The sequence below is a fragment of the Streptomyces sp. NPDC101194 genome (assembly GCF_044767885.1).
Taxonomy (GTDB): Bacteria; Actinomycetota; Actinomycetes; order Streptomycetales; family Streptomycetaceae; genus Streptomyces.
On the sequence record NZ_JBIWOS010000013.1, the window covers coordinates 146,088 to 168,400 of the forward strand.

Consider the following 22,313-nt stretch of genomic DNA (forward strand, 5'->3'; position numbering starts at 1 on the left):
TCGTCCTCGATCCGCTCGCCCCCCCTGCCCCGACCGGCCGGACGGCCCGCCCGGGGGACGCGGATGTACCTGCGCGTTCACACCGGCGGGCGCGCAGGCTCAGCCGTTCGCGGTCCACCGGTATCTGACGTCCGGCTCCCTCTCCTCGTTGCGGCTGCCGTCGTCGAACGCGACCGCGGTGAAACCGTGGCGCTCGTAGAAGGCGCGGGCGTCGGTGTTGCGTCGGAAGACGTACAGGCCGAGCTCGTCGCGGGCGGTCTCGCGCGCCTTGGCCAGGAGCAGCGAGCCGATGCCCCGCCGCCGTACGTCGGGCCGCAGATACAGGTGCTCCAGCTCGGTTCCGTCGAGCGAGGCGAACCCCAGCGCGTCGCCGGCCCCGGTCTCGGCGACCCACACCGTCGTCCCGGGCAGGACGACATGGGTCATCCAGGCGAGCGTGTCCGCGTCGCTGTGCAGCTTCGGCAGGTACGGCATGGCCGCGGCGCGGGAGGCGAGGAAGAGCCCGGTGAGCGGCTCCGCGTCCTCGGCGGCGGCCTCGCGCAACACGACACGGTCGGCCGGTGCGGACTCGTTCGGTGCCATTTCATCTCTTCCCGTGCGGCCGGAATCCGCCACTTGTCGCGGTCGGCGGTGAATCGTTCGTCGTCGTGGACGAACATATGCCGGAGCCCGTCGGTGCCTCCACCGAATTGGCGCCGCTCCTGCGGGCCCCTCCGTGTCCACGGCGGGGCTGGCGTCGGCCGACGCGGGCCACCCGCGAAAATGGCGCGGGGGAAGATCGCAGCAACCGACGACACGGAGGAGTGGCAGATGCCGCACGAACGAGCCGGACAGCCGGCCCGGCCGGAGGATCTCACCGATGTGGCCCGGCTGGTGACGGCGTATTACACGCTGCACCCGGATCCGGCCGAACCGGACCAGCGGGTGGCGTTCGGCACCTCCGGCCATCGCGGCTCGTCCACGGCCACCGCGTTCAACGAGGACCACATCGCCGCCACCAGTCAGGCCATCAGCGAGTACCGGGCGCACCGGGGCACGGACGGGCCGCTCTTCCTGGGCGCCGACACCCACGCACTGTCCGAACCGGCCCGGATCACCGCCATCGAGGTGTTCGCCGCCAATGACGTGACGGTGCTCGTCGATCCTGCCGACGGCTACACCCCCACTCCGGCGGTGTCGCACGCGATCCTCACCCACAACCGGGGCCGGACCGCGCACCTCGCCGACGGTGTGGTGGTCACCCCGTCCCACAACCCGCCCGGTGACGGCGGGTTCAAGTACAACCCGCCGAACGGGGGCCCGGCCGGGTCCGAGGCCACCGGCTGGATCCAGGAGCGGGCCAACGAGATCATCGCGGACGGCATGAAGGACGTGCGCCGGCTGCCGTACGCCCGAGCGCGGGCGGCGTCGACCACCGGGACGTACGACTTCCTCGGCAGCTATGTGGCGGACCTGCCGTCCGTGCTCGACCTGGACGCGATCCGTTCGGCCGGGGTGCGGATCGGCGCCGACCCGTTGGGCGGCGCGTCGGTCGCGTACTGGGGCCGCATCGCCGAACAGCACCGCCTCGATCTGACCGTGGTCAATCCGCTGACCGACCCCACCTGGCGGTTCATGACGCTGGACTGGGACGGAAAGATCCGGATGGACTGCTCCTCGCCGTACGCGATGGCCTCGCTGATCGGGCAACGCGACCGCTATCGGATCGCGACCGGGAACGATGCCGACGCCGACCGGCACGGCATCGTCACCCCCGACGCCGGGCTGATGAACCCGAACCACTACCTCGCGGTCGCCATCGACTACCTGTACGCCCATCGCGAGCGGTGGCCGGCCGCCGCCGGCATCGGCAAGACGCTGGTCTCCTCGGGCATGATCGACCGGGTCGCCGCCGCTCTCGGCCGTGAACTCGTCGAGGTGCCGGTCGGCTTCAAGTGGTTCGTGGACGGACTGCTCGACGGAGCGATCGGGTTCGGCGGCGAGGAATCGGCCGGGGCCTCGTTCCTGCGGCGTGACGGATCGGTGTGGACGACCGACAAGGACGGCATCATTCTTGCGCTGCTCGCCGCGGAGATCCTCGCGGTGACGGGCAAGTCCCCCTCGGAGCGTTACACCGAGCTCACCGCCCGGTTCGGCGAACCGGCGTACGCCCGGATCGACGCTCCCGCCGACCGCGAGCAGAAGGCGGTTCTCGCCCGGCTCTCCCCCGAACAGGTCACCGCCGACACCCTGGCCGGCGAACCGGTCACGGCCGTGCTCACCGAGGCGCCCGGCAACGGCGCACCGATCGGCGGGATCAAGGTGACCACCGAGAACGCCTGGTTCGCCGCCCGCCCCTCCGGGACCGAGGACGTCTACAAGATCTACGCCGAGTCGTTCCTGGGCACCGACCACCTCGGCCGGGTGCAGGAGGAGGCCAGGGCGGTGGTCTCCTCGGCCCTGGGCGCCTGAGCGCGTCCGGAGCCGCCCCGGGCGGCTCCGGACGGCTCCGGACGGCTCCGGACGGAACGTCAGCGCACGATGTCCACGAAGACCGGGTTGGTGTAGAACCAGGTGTCCAGCCATGGATCGCCCTTGCCGGGCTCGTGCGGGAGCGGTCCGTGCGGGTCGACCGCCGCGCCGAGGAACCCCTCTCCGTGCCGCCTGCCGTCGCTGCCGCGCAACCGCAGGTAGAACGGCTCGTCCGCACGGCCGACGGGGATCCGCAGGGTGTACGTGCCGCGGCGCCCCGAGACGTCGCTGGTGTGGACGAGCCGGGTGTCCGGGGCGTGCCAGTCGTCGCGGTCGGCGGCCGGGCCGCGGACGGCGCCGCGGATGACGTCGACATGTTCGAGGCTCGGCAGCAGCCCGTGCGGATTGCGGCGGGAGGCGGCGGTCACCGTGACGGTGAGGGTGAGCTTCTCGCCACGCCTGGCGCGCAGTCGGCCGCCGAGGGTGGCGCTGTTGCCGTGCTCGCCGCGCACCTTGACGTCGATGCCGTCGATGAGGTGGCCGTGATCGACCCAGACCCGGCCGGCCCGCAGTCCCTCCATCACGTCCCGGTAGCCGTACCGGGTGACGCCGACATGTGTGCGGCTGAACTGGCCCGGCCAGAAGTCGCCGCCGGGCTGCGGCTCGGTGGTGTCGTACGGGTCGGGGACGTGACCCGTGTCGTCGAAGCTCTGCCCGGGCGGCCAGGGGCCGTTGGCCCAGGTGTCCTGGGCGACACGGTGGACGTCCGAGTTGGAGGTGATGGTGAACAGCTTGCCCTCCGCCAGCATGGCGTCCCACAGGCCGCCGACGGTGGCCGTCGCCCAGTCGAAGCCGCCGTAGGTGACGTACGCCTCCCGGGGGTAGCCGGGCCAGGAGTCGGCGGACGGTGAATTCGTGTATTCGCCGCGGATGTTGGTGTCCGGGTGCCAGCCCGGGATCGCTCCGGCCTGGGCGCCCGGAGCCCCCTCCATGCCGATCATGATCCCGGGGGCCGCGTCGCGCCAGGCACGCATCTCGTGCGGGGAGTCGATGCCGAGTCGCATGGGGTGATTGGCGAGGACGAGCACGTCGTCGACGTACCGGGTGCGGCGCTGTTCGGCCAGCCACCTGAGGGCTTCGATCGCGTGCGCCTCGTTGCGCGGCGTGTCGGGGTGTGCCGGCGCACCGGCGGTGTAGCCGAGCAGTTTGCCGTCGAAGGCCTCCTCGAACCGGGTGAGGAGCTCGACCTCGTGCCGCCCGGGCGGCGAGAAGACGGTGCAGTGCTCGGCACCGGGGATGTACCACTCCAGCCCCTGGAAGATCAGCATGCGCTTGTTGTCGGCGCGGGCCTCCAGGATTTCCTGGTGTTCACGCGCGGCCCCGAACTCCGCGTGCCCGAAGTTGCTGTGCTCGGTGAGGACCATCCAGTCGAGACCGAACCGCTGCCCCGCCGAGGCCAGTTGGGAGAAGGTGTACTTGGCATCGTGGCTGTAGACGGAGTGGTTGTGGTGATCACCGACCAGATAGACCAGGTCGGGAGCCCGTCCGTGTGCGCGGCCCTGCCCGTCTCCTCGGGACCGGCTTCCGCTCTGGTCGGCCAGCGCGGGCAGCGGCAGCGACGCGGCGGCGAAGGCGGCGCCGAACAGCCCGGCACGGCGCATCAGCGCACGCCGGCTGAGTCCCTGGGGGTCGAGCGACTGGGCGGGTACCCGGGGGTCGGCCCATTCGGGCACGGGGTGGGACATGACGCGAGGTTCTCCTTCGTGCGGGGGCGGCTGCGTCCCGAGGCCCGGTTCGCAGGACCGCCGCCCGGAGGATTTCCTGATTCCGGAACCATCGGATGAACCGGGTCCGACGGGCGGGGGTCCCTCCGGCGGCGCACCGGTGGGCACGGACACGGGCCGCCCGGGCGCGGTGAGGCCGCGGGTGCGGACGGGCATGCCCCGGATCGGCTCGCGTGCCGGCACTTCTCGGCCCCCGGGCGGGCCTCCCGGATCCGTGCGGATTTCACCCGTACGCCGCTGACCGGTGGCGGAGCGCGCCGATCGCGTCGACGGTGGTCTCTACCCACCGATTCGGGCGGTGGCGGAGCCTGATGGGGGTGAGTCCGTGTCGGACGCCGGTGCGCCGGACCCTGTCACGACGTCGTTCGACAGGATGGGGGCGGCACTTCTGCGCACCCTCTTCAGCCAGTCCGCGGTGGGCCTTCATGTGCTGGACACGGAGTTGCGGGTGGTGCGGGCGAACCCGCGTTCCGACGCGGTCGCCGGTGACCGCCTCGTGGGGCGTCATTTCGCCGACGCGTACCGGCTCGAAGATCCGGACAGGGCGGAGCGGATACTGCGCGAAGTACTGGCCAGCGGCGTGGCCACGCGCGAACGGCTGATCCGCGGCAGGCTCCTGGACGCTCCGGGGCCCGACCGCAGCCTCATGGTCTCCGTCTACCGGCTGGACGATCCGCACGGACACGCCCTCGGGCTGCTGGCCGCCGTCGTCGATGTCGACGAGCGGGAGAAGGCGCGTACCAGGGCGGCGTGCCTCGCCGCGGTGCGCACGAAGGTGGGCAGGTCACTGGAGGTGGCGGCGGCCTGCGAGGGCCTCGTCGAGGCCGTCGTCCCGGTGTTCGCCGACTTCGCCGTGGTCGAGGTGGTGGAGGAGGTCCTGCGTGGTTCGGATCCTCCGCTCGGCCCTCTGGGGCCCGACTTCCCGCTGCGCCGGGCCGCGGTTCGAGGTCCCGGTGCCCACGGCCACCGGGGCGGTCTCGTCGGAGAGATGCGCCGGCTGCCCGGACGTACCCCCTACGCGCTGGCCGCCTCGGACCTGCGGCCCCGGCTCGTTGGGATCACCCCCCGGACGCCCTGGCTCGAAGCGGACCCCGACAGCGCCCGGCTGGTCGAGAAGACCGGGGCCCACTCCTTGATCGTGGTCCCGCTGAAGCTGCACGGCGCGGTCCTCGGTCTGGTGAGTTTCTACCGGTGCCGGGGAACGGAGCCCTTCGAGGAGGACGATCTCCCCTTCACCCTCACGGCAGCCGCTCATGTCGCGCTGAGCATCGACAACGCACGGCGGTACGAGCGTGACCACGTGATCGCGTCGACGGTCCAGCGCCGGCTCCTTCCCCAGCTCGACGGTGCCCGGATCGGCGTGGAGACGGCACACGTCCTGCTGCCCGGACACAACAGCGGGAGCTGGTTCGACGCCATCGGCCTGTCCGGCGCGCGCACCGCCCTGATCGTCGGCGCCGTGGACGGTCCGGGCCTGCAGACCGCCATCACCATGGGGCAGTTGCGGACCGCCATCCACGCGCTGGCCGGTCTCGACCTGCCACCCGACGAGGTACTGGCCCGGCTGACCGACACCGCCGACCGTCTGGCCACCGAGCGGGCCGCGCTGCCGCCCGGCGAGTGGGTACACGGACAATCCGTCACGGCGACGTGCCTGTACGCCGTCTACGACCCGTTCATCCGCACGTGCACCATCGCTCGGGCGGGGGATCCGACGCCGGGTCTCGTCACGCCCGACGGCGCCACGACCGTACTGGACGTGCCGGAGGGGCCGCGGCTCTTCTCCGGCGACAGCTCACCGTTCGCCACCGCCGCCTTCGAGCTCGACGAGGGCAGTGTTCTGGCGTTCTTCGCCGGCACGCCGCTGCCCTGCGGGGTCCCGACCCGGGTACGGGACGCGCTCACGGCCCCCGGCCGCGGCCTGCAGGACCTGTGCGACGAAGTGGTCTACGGCCTTCCGGCCGAGGTCCACCGGGAGGGTGCCGCTCTTCTCCTGGCCCGTACCGGTGTCGTCCCGGCCGACCGGGTCGCCACCTGGGAGCTGGCACACGACCGGACCACCCCCGCCATCGCCCGTACGCTCGTGCGCGACCGGCTCGACGGCTGGAACCTCGACGCGGAGACGATCGAGGCGACCGAACTCATCGTGAGCGAACTGATCACCAACGCCGTCCGCTACGGCACCGCCCCGTTGCAACTGCGCCTGATCCTGGACCGCACGCTCACCTGCGAAGTGCACGACAGCAGCCGGGTGTCGCCCCATCTGCGCCATGCGCGCACCGTCGACGAGGGTGGGCGCGGACTGTTCATCGTCTCCCAGCTCGCCACCCACTGGGGCACCCGGTTCGGCCAGGACGGCAAGGCCCTGTGGACCGAGCAGGACATCCCGTCCGCGGCAGACGCGTCCTGACCTCCTCACGCGTCACCCTCTGCGCTCGGCGCCCATTCCCACGGCCGTGGTGCGCACGGTCGGCGACGAACCATTGCACCTGGAGGCCGACCGTGCTTGAGTGACAGAGCAAGATATGAATCGAGGTTCAGAGTATCGTGGCCTACCGACCCACCGCCCGCACGGAGGCGACGCGGATCGCTCACCGTGAACGACTGCTGGACGCCGCACGACAGCTGCTGGCCGAGGGCGGATACGCGGCGGCCAGCATCTCCGCGCTCGCCGACCGGGCCGGCGTCGCCACCGGCAGCGTCTACAACCACTTCGCCTCCAAGCAGGAGCTGCTCGCCGCGGTCTTCCGTCATGTCGCGGGCCACGAACTCAGCGCGGTGGAGGAGGCCGTGCGGGCACGGAGCGGGGCCGTCGAGCAGGTGCGCGCGCTGGTCGAGGTCTTCTCGTACCGTGCGCTGCGCGCCCCGCGCACGGCCTGGGCGCTGCTGGCCGAACCCGTCGATCCGCTCGTCGAGCAGGAGCGCCTGACCTACCGGCGCGGCTATCACGCCCTCGCGGAATCGGCCGTCGCCGCCGGTGTCGCCACGGGTGAACTGCCCGCGCAGAACGCGCGACTGTCGGCCGCCGCCGTGATCGGAGCGGTCGGCGAGGCGCTGCTCGGCCCGTTGTCGCCGGTCGGTGAGCGGGCCGACCCGGCACCGTTCGTCGAGGGCATCACCACGCTCTGCCTCAGAGCGGTCGGAGCCGACAGCACCTGATCGCGAGCCGCACACCGCCGCCCCACTCCCCCGCCGCCCGACCGTCGACCCAGGACAGGAACCCGCGATGACCGTCACCACCCACCGGACCGGCCTTCGGCCCGAGTCCCCGGCGCCGCACCCCACCCACGAGGTCACCAACCAGGCACCGCCCAGGACCGGCCTCGACGAGTACGGCACCAATCTGCCGCTCGCACAGGCCGTCCGAACCTTCGGCGCGGCCTGGCACGAGCCGGAGCTCCACGACATCGGCACCCTCGTCGGTTCCGAGCGGTTCCAGGTCGACGCGGAGCTCGCCCACACCTCTCCGCCCGTCCTGCGCACCCACGACCGTTACGGCAACCGCGTCGACGAGATCGAATTCCACCCCGCGTACCACGAGATCATCGGTGCGGCGGTGAGCCACGGCACGCACACCGCGGGCTGGGCCGACCCCAAGCCCGGGGCGGCGGTGGCGCGGGCGGCCTCGTTCATGCTGTTCGCCCAGGTCGAACCCGGCCATGGCTGCCCGATGTCCATGTCGCACGCCGTGGTCCCGGTCCTGCAGCGCGACCCGGATGTCGGACGGGACTGGCTGCCCGGACTGCTCAGCCGCTCGTACGACCCGCGGCCGATCGCCCCGGGCCGCAAGTCCGGTCTGACGTTCGGCATGGGGATGACCGAGAAGCAGGGCGGCTCCGACGTCCGCGCCAACACCACCCGGGCGGTCCCGCTTGCCTCCGACCCCGAGGGCCGCGCCCATCTGCTGACCGGCCACAAGTGGTTCTTCTCGGCGCCGCAGTCGGACGCCTTCCTGGTCCTGGCCCAGGCCGAGGCCGGGCTCACCTGCTTCCTCGTACCGCGTGTGCTGGCCGACGGCACCCGCAACACCATTCGTGTCCAGCGGCTGAAGAACAAGCTCGGCAACAAGTCGAACGCCTCGTCCGAGGTGGAGTTCGACGGCACGTGGGCGGTGCGGATCGGTGAGCCCGGACGCGGCGTTCCCACCATCATCGAGATGGTCAACCACACCCGGCTCGACTGTGTGCTCGGCACCACCGCGGGCATGCGCCAGTCGGTCTCCGAGGCCCTCTGGCACGCGCACCACCGCAGCGCCTTCGGTGCCCGGCTGGTCGACCAGCCGGCCATGACGGCGGTCCTCGCCGATCTGGCGCTGGAGACGGAGGCCGCGACCTGGACCGCCCTGCGCCTGGCGCACGCGTACGAGGCCGACAGCGGTGAGTCCGAGGCGATGTTCCGGCGGCTGGCCACCGCGGTGTCCAAGTACTGGATCTGCAAACGCGGCCCGCACCACGCCTACGAGGCGCTGGAGTGCCTGGGCGGCAACGGCTACACCGAGGACTGGCCGTTGGCCCGGCGTTATCGCGAACAGCCGGTGATGGCGGTGTGGGAGGGCTCCGGCAATGTCATCGCCCTCGATGTGCTCCGGGGCATCGCCAGGACCCCGCGGTCGCTGGACGCCTTCTGGGCCGAACTGGAGATCACGGCCGGCGCCCATGACGAACTGGACGCGCACGTCCGCCGGGTGCGCCGTGACCTGGCCGAGGACCTGAGCGACCCGCTCGCCGCCCAGAGCCGGGCCCGGGCGACGGTCGAGGGCATGGCGCTGGCTCTGCAGTCCTCGCTGATGCTGCGTCATGCTCCCGCGGCCGCGGCCGAGGCGTTCGTCGCCGCCCGGCTCGGCGAGGCGCGCGGCCACCAGTACGGCGTGCTGCCGCGCGGCACCGATGCCGGGGCGATCGTGGAGCGGCACTTCGGCGGGACCGGCTGAGCCGTCGCGGGCCGGGGCGGTGTCGACGCGCCGGGCCGGCGGCACGGTGCGGTGGCGCGGTGAGAATCACCCGGCTCACGCAGGCGCACGGGTGTCGGGCGACGGCCGGTGGATCGCCCCGGTCGTGTCGGTGAGCGGGCGCCCGGTGCCGCCCCAGCGCAGTGCGACGATCTCCGCCGCGATCGACACGGCCACCTCCTCGGGGGTGCGCGCGCCGAGGTCGAGGCCGATGGGCGAGCGCAGGCGCGCCAGTTCCGCCTCGCCGAGACCCAACTCGCGCAGCCGGACCAGTCGGTCCCGGTGGGTCCTGCGACTGCCCATCACCCCGATGTACGCGGCCGGGGTGCGCAGGGCCACCTCCAGGAGCGGGACGTCGAACTTCGGGTCGTGGGTGAGTACGCACATCACGGTCCGTCCGTCGACCTCCGTGTCGCGCACATACCGGTGCGGCCAGTCGACGACCACCTCCACGTCCTCCGGGAACCGGCGTGGGTCGGCGAAGGCGGGGCGTGCGTCGCAGACGGTCACGCGGTAGCCGAGGAACACTCCGGTCCGGGCCACCGCCGCGGCGAAGTCGATCGCGCCGAAGACCAGCATCCGGGGCGGTGGCGCGAAGGACTGGAGGAACACGGTGACGTCGTCCTCGCGCCGTTCGCCGTCCGGGCCGTAGTGCCGCAGGCCGGTGGCTCCCCGGGCGAGTTCCCCCCGCGCGTCGGCGGTGACGGCGGCGTCGAGGCCGCTCGTGCCCAGTGACCCGGAGACGGTGTCCGGCCCGACGGCGAGGGCCGCGCCGCGCAAGGCGGGTCCGTCGGTGACGGTGGCGACCACCACCGGGCGGTGTGCGGCCACCGATGCGGCGACCTCGCCGAAGGAGGTGTCGCACGTCGGCGTCACGGGACGTACGAGAAGTGTGATCGCGCCACCGCAGCTGAGCCCGACGGCGAAGGCGTCCGCGTCGCTGTAGCCGAAGGTCCGCAGCTGGGCCCGGCCGCTCTCCACGACCTCCTTGGCCAGTTCGAACACCGCGCCCTCGACGCAGCCGCCGGAGACGCTGCCCACGACCTCGTCGTCCGGGCCGACGGCCATGGCGGCACCGGGGCCTCGCGGCACGCTGCGGCTGACGGCGACCACGGTGGCGAGCCCGAACGGCTTCCCTGCGGTGTACCAGCGGCTGAGCACCGGGAGGATCTCACGCATGGGCCCCCTCCCCTCGCAGTGCTGCCGCCACCCGCTCCATGGCTCGTGGGCCGTGCCCGGCGGCGGGCGCGTCCGTGTGCCGGGGCACCGTCACCGCGCCCCGACGCTCTCGTCGAGATGCGGGCCCCGTTCCTTCGAGCGGGCTCAGGCCGTCGTGTCGGACCATGCGTACGGCGGTGCGACGGGGCCGCTCGCGGGCCCGGCTCCGACCGACTCCAGTTCCTGGTCGGCGGCCTTCATCAGCTGTGCGGCCACATCCTTCATGGCGCGGCTCGCCGCGAGTTCGTCGCCGATGGCGGGAATGTCCACGTCCTGCGGGTTGCAGCGGGCGACCCCGTGTCCGACGAGCTTCTCGGAGCCGGTGTCCAGCACCGCCTCGGCCCTGGTCGTGCCGTCGTCCTCGGACAGACCGACACGGACCTTCCACTCCAGCTTGCGGGTCATCGAGCACCTCCTGCGACCGCGTCCGGACTCGGTGCGCCGCCACGACGCGGTCCTGCCATCAGGATCCACCCGGCCGGGCCCGTTCGCGCGTTCCGTCTCGCCCTGCGGAGATCACGACGTCGAAATACGATGAGGGAAGTCACTTCCACCGAGTGCGGAGCGGCCCATGAACCGGCGTCGTCCTCCCCGTGCGGCGAGCGCCGGTGAACTGCTCACCACCCTGCAACAGCTCACCTCACGGGCACGCCGCGAGGTGGAGCTGCATCAGGCACGGGTGGAGCTGGCCGAGGCGCTTCAGCGCGAGATGCTCCCTCCGGCACTGCCCGCCCTCCCGGGGCTGCAGACCGCCGCCCGGTACATGCCGGCCCGCAGCGGACTCGACATCGGCGGCGACTGGTACGACGGATTCGTGCTGCCGGACGGAGCGCTGGCGCTCGCCATCGGGGACGTGCAGGGCCACGACGTCGAGGCGGCCGCGTTCATGGGGCAGATCCGCATCGCGATGCGGGCGATAGCCGCCACCGCCGCGGACCCCGGCGAGGTCATGGGCCGGACCAATGATCTGCTGCTCTCGGTGAACTCCGGTCTCTTCGCGACCTGCACCTTCGTCCGTCTCGACCCGGTCAGCGGGGAACTCCACAGCGCCCGCGCCGGCCATGTCGCCGCCGTGTGGGCCACGACCGACGGACAGTACGGCTGCACCACCGACGAGGGCGGTCTGCCGCTGGGCATCCAGGCGGGTGAGCGCTATCCGGTCACCCGGCGCAGGCTGACGGGCCCCGGAGCCTTCGTCCTGGTCACCGACGGGGTCGTCGAGGGGCCCTCGTTCCCGGTCGACGAAGGCCTGGACGCGCTGATGCGGCTGGTGGCCTCCCGGGCCGCGGGCGACGCCGACGAGCTGGCCGACGCGGTGCTGCGCGCGGCGGAACGGACCGGGCACCAGGACGACGCGGCCGTACTCGTCCTGCGGCACGGGACCGTCCCCGGACCCTGGTGAGGCCCTGCCCCGGGCCGAGCGTGTCACACAGCCGCCACCCGTCCGGGCGGGTGTCTGATGAGGTGTGTGATCCGCAGCGAAAGAACCGGACGTACGGCCTCGGCCGCACTGCGCATCCTGGCCGTCGCCGCTGTCTACTACCTGGCCGGAGGTCTCGGTCTGCTCCGCGGGGTGTCCGTCCACGGGGAGGTCGTCACCCCGTTGTGGCCGCCGACGGGCATCGCGCTGAGCGCCCTTCTCTGCATGGGTCCCCTTGTGTGGCCGGGTATCGCGCTGGGCTCCCTGTGCGTCATCTCCACGCTCGACGACTCGGTGTCGCTCCTCACCGCCGTCGTCGTGGCGGGCAACACGCTGGCCCCGGTCTGCTCCTACCTGATACTCCGCAGGGCCGGTTTCCGCACGGAACTGGACCGGCTGCGCGACGGCCTGATGCTGGTCTTCCCCGGTGCGCTCGGCGGCATGACCATCAGCGCGACCGCGGGCACATGGATGCTGGTGCTGGACGACGATCTGCCGTTGAGCGGCTTCTGGCCGGTCTGGACGGCCTGGTGGTCGGGGGACGCGATGGGCGTGCTCGTGGTGACTCCGCTGCTGCTCGTGATGCGCAGGGCGCGGATGCCGCGGATCACCGACCGGTGGATCGAGGCGAGCGCGCTGGCGGCCGCCTCCGTCGCGGTGTCACTGGTGGCCACCAGGAGCGCGCTGGCGATGATCTACCTGGTGTTTCCGCTCCTCATCTGGGCGGCCCTGCGATTCCAGCTGGCGGGGAGCGCGCCGTGCGCCTTCCTGGTGTCGGTCCTCGCGGTCGTGGCGGGAACACAGGGCGTGGGCCCCTTCGAGGGCCACACCCTCCTTCATGTGATGGTCAATCTCGCGGTACTGAACGGTTCCGTGGCCCTCACCGCGCTGCTGCTCGCCGCCGTCGTCACCGAACAGGGCAACATCCGCCGGAGAATCGAGGATGCCTGCGAGGAGCTGGCCGATCTGGTGGAACGTCTGTCTCCGCGGAGGGCGGCGCCGACCGCCTGGCCGGCCCGGCCCGAGGACGAACCCGACAGGCTCTGACACGGCTCGTCGGGTGGCCGGAAGGCCGCGCGTAAGCCCGCTCGCCGCCGGGAACGGTGTTGCCGGGAGGTCGTCGTGGTGCACATCCTGCGGGTCGAACCCGGCCATCAGCGCACATCATCCGAATCCAGCACCCGCCAAATGCGAACAGTCACGCACAGACCGAGAGATCCAGCACGGAACGGGACGAGTTCCGAGTCAGTGTGCATGTCTGAACTTCACTGGAACTCCAGCGAAATGGCACGTGTGTGGATATCGTGCACCGAGCGAGGGCGCATCCGTCAGTCCATGGGATCGGCGGATGCGCCCCGTTTATGGCGATGCAACTGTGACTGGGGGGTTCATGGGGCATGTCGAGCTACCCGATTCGGACAGATCAGGACCGGTGGGACTGGCGGGGGCACCACGTCCGCGGTCTGTGTCGAATCGGCCTCGCAGCAAGGAACTCGACGATCTGTGGAGGGTGCCGGCCGTAGAGCGCGAACGTTCGGAACCAGCGGCGAAGAAGTGCGGGACGGGCCGGTTCCTGCCTGCTGTCATCTGCGCCGAGCTTCTGGGGCTCGGAATTCCGGCATGGCTCGTCCTGCGGGCCGGGGGGCAGTCTCGGGCGGCGGTCGCCGCGGCTGCGGCAGCACTGGCCTGGTCCTGTGTGCGGGCCGCGCGCGGCCGGTACGCGGACCGGCCTCCGGGCGGCCCGCCGGGGGTACCGAGCACGATCGGCGACTGGCTGCTGCTCATCGGCGTGCTCGCCGTGGCGCGGACCATGACCGGCGATTCGGTCGACCCCGCGACGGCGGTCGTGGCACTGCTGCCCGGCCTCCTGGTGTGCGTCGCCGCTTGGGGGGCACGGCGGTTGCCCTGGTCGGGGCGGCAACGACGTTCCGTGCGGCGGGTGTTGGTGGTCGGGGAGGCCACGGGGGTGGAACGAGCGGTGCGGCTGCTCGGTTCCCGCACGGATCACCCGTACACGGTCGTGGCCGCCGTACCGGTGGGAACGGCGCCGTTGCGGTGCGAGGTCCAGGTGCCGGGCCGGCTCGCACCGGCACCGGCCGACGACGACGTGTCGACCGTGCTGGGCTCGGCCTTCGCCCATGACGCGGACCTGGCTCTGGTGGTGCCCGGACCGCAGCTCTCCGAGGAGCGGCTTCGCCAGCTCTTCTGGGGTCTGCACGACGGCGGGCTCCCGCTGTCCGTGCTGTCGGAACTCTCCGGCATCGCGGCCGGCCGGATACGACCGGCCGCCGCGGCCGGGCTGACTCTGCTGCATGTCGCTCCCCCGCTGCGCCGGGGGCCGCAGGCGGCCGTGAAGGCCGTCGTGGACCGGGGCGGCGCCGGGCTCGGTCTGCTGGTCCTCGCGCCCTTGCTCCTCCTGATCGGGGCGGCGGTGCGACTCGGCTCCGACGGGCCGGCGCTCCACCGCCAGATCCGCCAGGGGCAGCACAACCGGCCGTTCACGATGTGGAAGTTCCGAACGATGGTGGTGGACGCCGAACGCCACAAGGAACGGCTGATCACGGCGAACGAGAACGACGGCCCGATGTTCAAGATGCGCCACGACCCCCGCGTGACCGGAATCGGGCGTCTGTTGCGGCGGAGTTCGCTCGACGAACTGCCACAGCTGGTCAATGTGCTGCGCGGCGACATGTCGCTGGTGGGTCCACGACCTCCGCTGCCGGAGGAGGTGTCCCGCTACGACGAGCGCGAACTGCGACGACTCGCGGTCAGACCGGGGCTGACCGGCCTGTGGCAGGTCAGCGGACGCTCGGACCTGTCCTGGCAGGAGACCGTCTCGCTGGACCTGTGGTACGTCGACAACTGGTCGGTGGCCACGGACATGGGACTCATGGCCCGTACGCTGCGCGCCGTCACCGACGGCCGCGGGGCGTACTGAGAGCGGCGGCGGTCGATGCGAGGAGTACGAGACCACCGGCCGTACCGGGCCAGGGGGACGGCCGGCCGTCGCATCGCGGCGGCCGGCCCGTGCCGGACGGCGCGTCACGTCCGCTCAGGCCCGCGCGGCCGCCCGTTCCAGCCACCAGGCGTACGTGCGGGCGATCCCGTCGCGCAGGGCGATCCGTGGTGTGAACCCGAGGGAGGTGAGAAGGGAGACGTCGAGCAGCTTGCGGGGGGTGCCGTCGGGCTTGGAGGCGTCCCATTCCACGTTGCCCCGATATCCCGTCACCTCGCCCACGATGCGGGCGAGTTCACGGATCGTCAGGTCCTCTGCGCAGCCGATGTTCACGGGCTCGTCACCGTCGTAGCGTTCCAGCAGCAGAAGACACGCGGCGGCCAGGTCGTCGACGTGCAGGAATTCGCGGCGGGGGTTCCCGGAGCCCCAGAGCGTGACCGCGGGCGAGCCGTCGCGCCGCGCCTCGTGGAAGCGGCGGATCAACGCGGGCAGTACGTGCGAGGTCTCCGGATCGAAGTTGTCACCCGGTCCGTAGAGATTGGTGGGCATGGCGCTGATGTACGAGGCGCCGTACTGCCGGCGGTAGGACCGGATCTGCACGATTCCGGCGATCTTGGCCAGTGCGTATGCCTCGTTGGTCGGTTCCAACGGGCCGCTGAGCAGGGCGCTTTCGGGGATGGGCTGCGGGGCGCGCTTGGGGTAGATGCAGGACGAGCCGAGGAAGAGCAGCCGCTCGACCCCGGCGGCGTGCGCTCCGGCGACGACGCTGAGCTGGATGTGCAGGTTGTCCTCGAGGAACTGCACCGGATACGTGCTGTTGGCCATGATCCCGCCGACCTTGGCGGCAGCCAGCACCACGGCGTCGGGGCGGACCTCGCGGAGAAACGCTCCGGTCCGCGCGGTGTCGCGCAGATCGAGGTGGTCCCGGTCGCGGGTGATCACCTCGTGCCCGGCGTCGGTGAGGCGGCGCACCACCGCCGAGCCGACCAGGCCGCGGTGGCCCGCGACGAATATGCGGGCGCCGGGTCGCAGGAGGGGGCGGACGGATTCCTGGGGAGATCCGGGGAGATCAGGCGTCATGGGTCGGATTGTGCCAGCAACCACCGGCCGCGGTGATGTTTTGCCGCAGATCACTCGATTCCCGATATTTCGGCTGGTACCAACAGCCTTTCAGGCGACCACAGGAGGGGGGAGGCGTGGCGAAGACCGCGCTCATCACCGGCGTGACCGGACAGGACGGTTCGTATCTGTCCGAGCTGCTGCTCGACAAGGGGTACACGGTCCATGGGCTGATCCGCCGCTCGTCGAGCTTCAACACCGAGCGGATCGATCACATCTACCAGGGCCCGGAGGAGGCGAACAGATCCTTCGTGCTGCATCACGCCGACCTCGCCGACGGGGTCGCACTGGTGAACCTGCTGCGTGACATCCGGCCCGACGAGGTCTACAACCTCGGTGCGCAGTCGCACGTCCGGGTCTCGTTCGACGCACCGCTGTACACCGGCGACATCACGGGGCTGGGCACCATCCGGCTGCTGGAGGCCGTCCGGGCGAGCGGAATCGACACCCGTGTCTATCAGGCGTCGTCCTCGGAGATGTTCGGAGCGACCCCGCCGCCGCAGAACGAGAAGACCCCGTTCCATCCGCGCAGCCCGTACAGCGTCGCCAAGGTCTACTCGTACTGGTCGACCGTCAACTACCGTGAGGCGTACGGGATGTTCGCGGTCAACGGGATCCTCTTCAACCACGAGTCCCCACGCCGCGGCGAGACCTTCGTGACCCGGAAGATCACGCGTGGGGTGGCCAGGATCAAGGCGGGCCTCCAGACCCACCTCCACCTGGGCAACCTCGACGCCGTGCGCGACTGGGGCTACGCACCCGAATACGTCGACGCGATGTGGCGGATGCTGCAGTGCGACGGTCCGGACGACTACGTGGTGGCGACCGGCGAGGGGGTCAGCGTCCGGCAGTTCCTGGAGTACGCCTTCACCCACGCGGGACTGGACTGGCGGGAGCACGTGCGTCACGACCCCAAGTACGAGCGCCCCAGCGAGGTAGACGCGCTGATCGGTGACGCGGCCAAGGCCGAGGAACTCCTCGGCTGGAAACCTGCGGTGAGGGCGCGGGAGCTCGCCACGATCATGGTCGAGGCGGACATCCGCCAGCTGTCCGACCAACTCGCCGGAGCGGCCGTGCGGGTGGACCGATGAACCGTACGGCCGTCCTCCACCGCGGCACCGCCGCGCCGGTCACCGTCGTGTGGCCCGGTTCGGCGCTCCCCCACAGCACCCGGCTGTCGCACCCCACGACCGTGCCGGGGAACATCACGGGCGCCTCCTCGGTCTCCTCCATCGGCCGTCCGGTGGATCCGAGCGCGTCCGCACCGGTCCGGACCCCGGTCCCGGACCACTCACTCGCCCTCGTCGGCAGCGGGACGGAGCGTCTTCGCCGCCGGCCGGACGAGGCAGGAACCGCGGCCTCCCGGCCGCAGCTCGTTCTCACCTTCGGAGCTGAATGATGAACGGAAGTACGGGGCGCAGACCCACCGGGCACGGCCGGACACGGGCCGCGGGCGCCGCGCTCTGCCTGCTCGCCGGAGCACTGACCTCCGCCGCGTCCGGGGGCTCCCCCGCCGCGGCCCTCACCCCGCCGGTCTCGCTGACCGCGGACGATCTCACCACCTGGCAGACCAACGGCATCGTCTGGTCGATGGCCGCGTCGGACGCCGGTGTCGTCTACACCGGCGGCACCTTCTCCACCGTCCGGCCGCCGGGCGCGGGCGCCGGTACCTCCGAACAGCCCGCGGTGAACTTCGCCGCGTTCGACGCCGCGACCGGTGCGCCGACCGGCTGCAGCCTGTCGTTCACGCTGTCGTCGGGCACAGCGACCGTACGGGCGCTCGCCCTCTCCCCGGACCAGAAGACCCTGTACGTCGGCGGGCAGTTCGGGGCGGTGAGCGGGGTCGGGGTGAGCAATGTCGCCGCGATCGACACCGCGACCTGCACCCCGCGCCAGGACTTCAAGCTCTCCGTCTCCGCGACGGTGCGGGCGCTGGCCGTCACGGCGGACACCGTCTATCTGGGCGGCGACTTCAACAGCGTGGCGGGGCAGACCCGGAAAAAGTTCGCCGCGGTCACCACCGGCGCCGCGCTGAAGCCGTGGAAGGCCGACACCGACGAGGTGGGCCGGGCCCTGGAACTGACGCCCGACGGCAAGCACGTACTGCTCGGCGGCGACTTCTTCACCGTCAACGGCACCACGTCGCACGCGCTGGCCGTCGTGGACGCCACCACCGGGGCCGTCACCAAGAGCTACCCGGCCGGCTTCATTCCGAACACCTCCACGGTGCAGGACCTGGCCACGGACGCCACCGGTTTCTACACCGCCAACGAGGGCACCGGAGGCGGTGTCTTCGACGGCCGTATCGCGCTGAACCTCAGCAACTTCGAGCAGCGCTGGCGGGACACCTGCCTGGGTGCCACACAGGCCGTCCTGGTGCACAACGGGGTTCTGTACAGCGGGAGTCACGCGCACGACTGCTCCAGCATGGGCGAGTTCCCGGACCAGCCGCGCAGGCACCTGCTGGCCCAGTCGGTCGGCGATCCGAAACTGCTCCCGTGGTTCCCGGACACCAATGACGGCATCGGGGAGCCGGTCGGGCCGAGGGTGATGGCTCAGGCCGACAAGGGCGGCCATCACTACCTGTGGGTGGGCGGCGAGTTCACCACAGTCAACGGCGCCCGGCAGCAGGGCCTGACGCGGTTCGCCGACGGTCCGGACACCGGGGCGCCCTGGGTGCCCAACGTCAGCCTGTCCACGGTCGCCCCCGGCAAGGTGGAGGTCAACTGGCAGGCGAGCTTCGACGCCGACGACGGGGAACTCACCTATCGGATCTACAAGGACGGTGCGAGCACCCCCGTGCACACCACGACCGGATACTCGCTGTTCTGGGACCGGCCGCAGCTGAGGTGGACCGATACCGCCGTCGCCCCGGGCGAGACCCACTCGTACCGGATCAGCGCGAGCGACGGCACCAACACCAGCGCCAAGTCGCCCGCTCTCTCCGCCACCGTGGCGTCCGCCGCCGAGAAGTACCCCGCCCGGGTGATGGCCGACGGCGCGTCGCTGTACTGGCGGTACGACGAAGGCTCCTCGACCTTCGCGGCCGACACCGGCGGCGGACGGGACAACGGGTTCCTGCGCAACTCCCCCGCCTACCGGCAGACTCCGGCTGCGATCGCGGGGCCCTCCACCGCGATCGGCTTCAACGGAACGAACCAGTACGCCTACAGCAACAAGCTTCACCCGCAGCCCACCAGATTCTCCGTCGAGACCTGGATCAGAACGACGACCACCAAGGGAGGGAAGATCATCGGCTTCGGCAACGTGACCATGCAGAACAGCACCAAGTACGACAAGCACGTGTACATGCGCGACGACGGGCGGCTGGTCTTCGGTGTCCACAGCGGCGGCACCAGGACCATCACCACTCCCGCCGCCTACAACAACGGCGCCTGGCACCATGTCGTCGCCACCCAGGGCACCGGCGGCATGGCCCTGTACGTGGACGGGCAGCTCCGCGCCTCCAGCGCCCTCTACACCGCCAACGAGGCGTACAGCGGCTACTGGCGGGTCGGCGGGGACAACCTGAACAACTGGCCGAGCCGGCCGACGAGCAACTTCTTCGCGGGGCAGATCGACGAGACCGCCGTCTACCCGACCGCGCTGAGCAGCTCTCAGGTCAGTGCCCACTACGCCCTGAGGACGGGTGGATGAGGCATCCGCTCCGGGCCGGTGCCGCCGTCGTCGTACTGACGGCGGCGCTGACCGCCTGCGGCTCGTCCTCCGAGGGGCACGAGGGGGCGACCGGCGCCGGGCCCTCGGCCGGCCGGACCCCCGTCGCCGCCTCCCCGGCCGGTCCCGGGACCACCGCGTCCCCTGGCCCCCCGGCCCGGCGCACGAGCGAACCGCCCAGGCTGCCCACCGATGAACTCACACCGGCCACCGGCACCTTCACCAAGAAGCAGAAGGAGTACCTCGTCGACCGGGTACCCCGCGGAATGGATCCGGCGGCGGTGCTCCAGACCGGTCAGGAGACCTGCGACAGGCTCACGTACCTGGTGAAGGTCGACCGGGACACGGCGGTCGGCGCGATCGTGACGGGCGAGATCGCCGACGCGGAGCCCGCTGTCGCGCACCTCTGCCCCCACCACGGCGACCTGGTGCGGGAGGCCTCGCGGGGGTACGCCGACGGCACGTACGAGGACGAGCGGATCCGACCCGGCCGCTACCACGACGTCACTCCCACCGAGGGCTGCACCTGGCGGATCACCGGGGCGAACGGAAGGACCCTGGCGTCGGGATCCTCCGGGAAGCGGTCCGGGATCACCGTCCCGAAGGCGGCCCGCGCCTTCACCTCCACAGGCTGCTACGCCTGGCTGCCGGAAGGAGACCTCGGATGAGCAAGCTGCCGATAGCCGTGGCGATCCCCACGAAGAACGAGGGACTCAACATCGCCGAGGCGGTCACGTCGGTGCTCGGCCACTTCGAGGCGGTGGTCGTCGTCGACTCGCACAGTACGGACGACACGGCGAAGATCGCCGAGGAGTGCGGGGCCGAGGTGATCACGTACACCTGGGACGGCGGTCATCCGCGCAAGAAGCAGTGGTGCCTGGACCATGTCCGCACGGACCTGGACTGGATTCTGCTGCTCGACGGGGACGAGCGGCTCAGTCCGGGTCTGCTGGCCGAACTGCGGCAGATCTTCGCCGATCCCGGGGCGCCGGGACCGGCGGCGTACGACATACCGCTGGGCTACTGGTTCTCCGGGAAGCGGCTGCGGCACGGTTACACCATCCGCAAGCGGTCGCTGACCGATCGCACCCGCTGTCACTACCCGGAGGTGGGTGATCTGGAGGCGCCCGGCATCGGCGAGGTCGAGGGCCACTACCAGCCGGTCGCCGAGTCGGTCGGCTCGCTCCGCCATCCGATCGAGCATCAGGACCTCGACCCGGTCACGGCCTGGTTCGAGCGGCACAACCGGTACTCGGACTGGGAGGCATGGCTGGAACATCACCCGGAGGTCAAGGAGCAGGTGCGCAAGGTGAAGTCCCGCCAGGGGCAGCTGTTCCACAAGGCCCCCTTCAAGCCCCTGGTGTCGTTCGTATACATGTACGTGTACCGGCGGGGCTTCCTCGACGGGCGGGCGGGGCTCGACTTCGCCCTGGCGATGAGCTTCTACCGCTGGCAGATCGCACTCAAGTCCCGTGAGGGAAAGGTCGTGTGACTCAGGCCGGCCGACGGCCTCTCCGGCGGACCACGTCCTCGTAGGTCCGCCGGAGGGTCCGGGTCACGACATCGATGGTGAAGTGCTCATTGACCAGGTCCCAGGCGGCCTTGCCGGCCTGTGCGTTGGCCTCGGGTTCGAGGAGTTCCAGCACCGCGCGGGCGACCTTGAGGGCGTTCTCCCCGTCCTCGCCGACCCGGCTGTCGATCACCCGGCCGGCCCCGGCCTCGGCAACATCGGGGCCGAGGCCACTGGTGCGGGTGATGACCACGGGGGTGCCGACGGACATCGCTTCGAGGACGGAGACGGCCAGGGGTTCCTCGATCGACGGCAGTACGTACACATCGGCCTCCCCGTCCGCGGCCAGAACCTCTTCGTGGCCGAGCGGTCCCATGTGGTGGAGCGAGTCCATCACCCCGAGTTCGCGGGCGAGTTCCAGGGTCCCTGGCAGGGCTCCGGTGTCGGGACCGGCGAGCAGGAACCGGGCGTCCGGGTGCTCGGCCAGGACCGTCGGCATCGCGGCGACGAAGTCCTGCGGGCGCTTGCGCTCCTGGATCCGGCCCAGGAAGAGGACCGTCGGCGGCCGCCCCGGCGCGCGGGCGGGCCTGGGCTCCTGCGGCCTCACGCCGTTGACCAGCCGTACGGTGCGGGTCAACGGCACAGGGGCGGCGACGGCGTTCACATCGAGGCGTTCCCTCTCGGTCAGATGCAGTACGGCGTCGGCTTCACGCAGCACCTTGCGTACGCCCAGCAGATCGGTCAGCTGGGCGACCCGCTTCTCGGTCGGGTCCACCATGCCGTGGGTCTGGACCACCAGGGGCGTGCGGGAGGCCAGCGCGAGCAGCGCGGCCGGGAGCGTCACCAGGTCGCGCATGAGATGGACATGGACGAGATCGGCGCCGCGCATCATGCGCCGGGCGGCGAGCAGCAGCGCGCCGGAGGTGATTCCGCTGACCTCGAACATGGGGAGCAGATGACGTGCCTGGAAGAGATGGACCGGGACTCCCTCGACCTCGCGCGGCAGCCGCCCCTCGAAGCCGTCACCCAGCGCCATGATGCGGGCGTCGTCGCCGCCGGCACGCTGGACCCTCGACAGGTTGAGCGCCACCCTGGTCGGGCCGCCGAACGCGTGGTCCGGAGTGTGCAGTGTGACGACATGCAGGATCTTCACCAGAGTCCCCCTCAGCCTCGGCCGGTCTTTTACAGAATAGTCATCCAAACCCCCCAAGTGGGTTGATTCGTTAGAGTGT

Annotated in this window: 18 protein-coding genes; 12 read left to right on the forward strand and 6 right to left on the reverse strand. The window is 71.2% G+C overall.

The window, feature by feature from the left end:
* Positions 1-99: 99 nt before the first annotated feature.
* Positions 100-582 carry a GNAT family N-acetyltransferase gene (locus ACIRP2_RS34960; protein ID WP_404257490.1) on the reverse strand — a complete coding sequence of 161 codons (483 nt, stop codon included), beginning with the start codon at positions 580-582 and terminating at the stop codon, positions 100-102.
* Between the two features lie 228 nt (positions 583-810).
* Between ACIRP2_RS34960 and pgm the strand changes: the two genes are divergently transcribed.
* Positions 811-2,451 (forward strand): phosphoglucomutase (alpha-D-glucose-1,6-bisphosphate-dependent), encoded by a 1,641-nt coding sequence (pgm, locus tag ACIRP2_RS34965; RefSeq protein WP_404257492.1) that lies wholly within the window; start codon positions 811-813, stop codon positions 2,449-2,451.
* A 59-nt stretch (positions 2,452-2,510) separates the two neighbouring features.
* Here pgm and ACIRP2_RS34970 read toward each other — a convergent pair whose 3' ends face one another.
* Entirely contained in the window at positions 2,511-4,196 is a 1,686-nt protein-coding gene (locus ACIRP2_RS34970; protein ID WP_404257494.1) for a PHP domain-containing protein, read from the reverse strand.
* A 364-nt stretch (positions 4,197-4,560) separates the two neighbouring features.
* Between ACIRP2_RS34970 and ACIRP2_RS34975 the strand changes: the two genes are divergently transcribed.
* The 3 genes from ACIRP2_RS34975 (at position 4,561) to ACIRP2_RS34985 (ending at position 9,165) form a co-directional block, all read left to right on the forward strand.
* The gene (locus ACIRP2_RS34975; protein WP_404257496.1) at positions 4,561-6,645 is read left to right on the forward strand and encodes a SpoIIE family protein phosphatase; all 2,085 of its coding nucleotides are present in this window, start codon (positions 4,561-4,563) and stop codon (positions 6,643-6,645) included.
* A gap of 137 nt (positions 6,646-6,782) precedes the next feature.
* Positions 6,783-7,394, forward strand: a complete 612-nt coding sequence (locus ACIRP2_RS34980; RefSeq protein WP_404257498.1) for a TetR/AcrR family transcriptional regulator — start codon at positions 6,783-6,785, stop codon at positions 7,392-7,394.
* A gap of 67 nt (positions 7,395-7,461) precedes the next feature.
* On the forward strand, positions 7,462-9,165 hold the full coding sequence (locus ACIRP2_RS34985; RefSeq protein WP_404257500.1) for an acyl-CoA dehydrogenase family protein: 1,704 nt from the start codon (positions 7,462-7,464) through the stop codon (positions 9,163-9,165).
* 75 nt (positions 9,166-9,240) lie between these two features.
* Here the strand turns inward: ACIRP2_RS34985 and ACIRP2_RS34990 are convergent, their stop codons facing one another.
* Both ACIRP2_RS34990 and ACIRP2_RS34995 read right to left on the reverse strand, forming a co-directional pair.
* The gene (locus ACIRP2_RS34990) at positions 9,241-10,362 is read right to left on the reverse strand and encodes an XdhC family protein (protein WP_404257502.1); all 1,122 of its coding nucleotides are present in this window, start codon (positions 10,360-10,362) and stop codon (positions 9,241-9,243) included.
* Between the two features lie 144 nt (positions 10,363-10,506).
* Positions 10,507-10,806: a DUF1876 domain-containing protein gene (locus ACIRP2_RS34995; protein ID WP_404257504.1), complete on the reverse strand. Its 300-nt coding sequence runs from the start codon at positions 10,804-10,806 to the stop codon at positions 10,507-10,509.
* A gap of 166 nt (positions 10,807-10,972) precedes the next feature.
* On the opposite strand from ACIRP2_RS34995, the gene ACIRP2_RS35000 reads away from it, so the two are divergent.
* The 3 genes from ACIRP2_RS35000 to ACIRP2_RS35010 all read left to right on the forward strand — a co-directional run bounded on the left by ACIRP2_RS35000 (position 10,973) and on the right by ACIRP2_RS35010 (position 14,759).
* Entirely contained in the window at positions 10,973-11,803 is an 831-nt protein-coding gene (locus ACIRP2_RS35000) for a PP2C family protein-serine/threonine phosphatase (protein ID WP_404257506.1), read from the forward strand.
* 66 nt (positions 11,804-11,869) lie between these two features.
* Entirely contained in the window at positions 11,870-12,868 is a 999-nt protein-coding gene (locus tag ACIRP2_RS35005) for an MASE1 domain-containing protein (RefSeq protein WP_404257508.1), read from the forward strand.
* 343 nt (positions 12,869-13,211) lie between these two features.
* Positions 13,212-14,759, forward strand: coding sequence for an exopolysaccharide biosynthesis polyprenyl glycosylphosphotransferase (locus ACIRP2_RS35010; RefSeq protein WP_404257510.1), 1,548 nt, complete (start codon positions 13,212-13,214; stop codon positions 14,757-14,759).
* A gap of 114 nt (positions 14,760-14,873) precedes the next feature.
* Here the strand turns inward: ACIRP2_RS35010 and ACIRP2_RS35015 are convergent, their stop codons facing one another.
* Entirely contained in the window at positions 14,874-15,857 is a 984-nt protein-coding gene (locus ACIRP2_RS35015; protein WP_404257512.1) for a GDP-L-fucose synthase family protein, read from the reverse strand.
* Between the two features lie 116 nt (positions 15,858-15,973).
* On the opposite strand from ACIRP2_RS35015, the gene gmd reads away from it, so the two are divergent.
* Genes gmd through ACIRP2_RS35040 form a run of 5 tightly spaced genes read left to right on the forward strand, consistent with a single transcriptional unit; the run spans position 15,974 to position 21,063 of the window.
* Positions 15,974-16,987 carry a GDP-mannose 4,6-dehydratase gene (gene gmd / locus ACIRP2_RS35020; protein WP_404257514.1) on the forward strand — a complete coding sequence of 338 codons (1,014 nt, stop codon included), beginning with the start codon at positions 15,974-15,976 and terminating at the stop codon, positions 16,985-16,987.
* Positions 16,984-17,295 (forward strand): hypothetical protein, encoded by a 312-nt coding sequence (locus ACIRP2_RS35025; protein WP_404257516.1) that lies wholly within the window; start codon positions 16,984-16,986, stop codon positions 17,293-17,295. Before gmd ends, ACIRP2_RS35025 begins: the two co-directional genes overlap by 4 nt.
* Complete coding sequence (locus tag ACIRP2_RS35030; protein WP_404257518.1) at positions 17,292-19,553, forward strand: LamG-like jellyroll fold domain-containing protein; 2,262 nt, start codon at positions 17,292-17,294, stop codon at positions 19,551-19,553. Before ACIRP2_RS35025 ends, ACIRP2_RS35030 begins: the two co-directional genes overlap by 4 nt.
* Positions 19,550-20,239 (forward strand): hypothetical protein, encoded by a 690-nt coding sequence (locus ACIRP2_RS35035; protein WP_404257520.1) that lies wholly within the window; start codon positions 19,550-19,552, stop codon positions 20,237-20,239. Before ACIRP2_RS35030 ends, ACIRP2_RS35035 begins: the two co-directional genes overlap by 4 nt.
* Complete coding sequence (locus ACIRP2_RS35040; protein WP_404257522.1) at positions 20,236-21,063, forward strand: glycosyltransferase family 2 protein; 828 nt, start codon at positions 20,236-20,238, stop codon at positions 21,061-21,063. Before ACIRP2_RS35035 ends, ACIRP2_RS35040 begins: the two co-directional genes overlap by 4 nt.
* A gap of 1 nt (position 21,064) precedes the next feature.
* Here ACIRP2_RS35040 and ACIRP2_RS35045 read toward each other — a convergent pair whose 3' ends face one another.
* Positions 21,065-22,234, reverse strand: coding sequence for a glycosyltransferase (locus ACIRP2_RS35045; protein WP_404257524.1), 1,170 nt, complete (start codon positions 22,232-22,234; stop codon positions 21,065-21,067).
* Positions 22,235-22,313: the final 79 nt, after the last annotated feature.

Coding starts and splice junctions, on each gene's coding strand:
- ACIRP2_RS34995 (WP_404257504.1), bottom strand. CDS start 10,806: ATGACCCGCAAGCTGGAGTGGAAGGTCCGTGTCGGTCTGTCCGAGGAC.
- ACIRP2_RS35000 (WP_404257506.1), top strand. CDS start 10,973: ATGAACCGGCGTCGTCCTCCCCGTGCGGCGAGCGCCGGTGAACTGCTC.
- ACIRP2_RS34970 (WP_404257494.1), bottom strand. CDS start 4,196: ATGTCCCACCCCGTGCCCGAATGGGCCGACCCCCGGGTACCCGCCCAG.
- ACIRP2_RS34990 (WP_404257502.1), bottom strand. CDS start 10,362: ATGCGTGAGATCCTCCCGGTGCTCAGCCGCTGGTACACCGCAGGGAAG.
- ACIRP2_RS34985 (WP_404257500.1), top strand. CDS start 7,462: ATGACCGTCACCACCCACCGGACCGGCCTTCGGCCCGAGTCCCCGGCG.
- ACIRP2_RS35030 (WP_404257518.1), top strand. CDS start 17,292: ATGATGAACGGAAGTACGGGGCGCAGACCCACCGGGCACGGCCGGACA.
- ACIRP2_RS35010 (WP_404257510.1), top strand. CDS start 13,212: ATGGGGCATGTCGAGCTACCCGATTCGGACAGATCAGGACCGGTGGGA.
- ACIRP2_RS35025 (WP_404257516.1), top strand. CDS start 16,984: ATGAACCGTACGGCCGTCCTCCACCGCGGCACCGCCGCGCCGGTCACC.
- ACIRP2_RS35040 (WP_404257522.1), top strand. CDS start 20,236: ATGAGCAAGCTGCCGATAGCCGTGGCGATCCCCACGAAGAACGAGGGA.
- ACIRP2_RS35015 (WP_404257512.1), bottom strand. CDS start 15,857: ATGACGCCTGATCTCCCCGGATCTCCCCAGGAATCCGTCCGCCCCCTC.
- ACIRP2_RS34960 (WP_404257490.1), bottom strand. CDS start 582: ATGGCACCGAACGAGTCCGCACCGGCCGACCGTGTCGTGTTGCGCGAG.
- pgm (WP_404257492.1), top strand. CDS start 811: ATGCCGCACGAACGAGCCGGACAGCCGGCCCGGCCGGAGGATCTCACC.
- ACIRP2_RS35035 (WP_404257520.1), top strand. CDS start 19,550: ATGAGGCATCCGCTCCGGGCCGGTGCCGCCGTCGTCGTACTGACGGCG.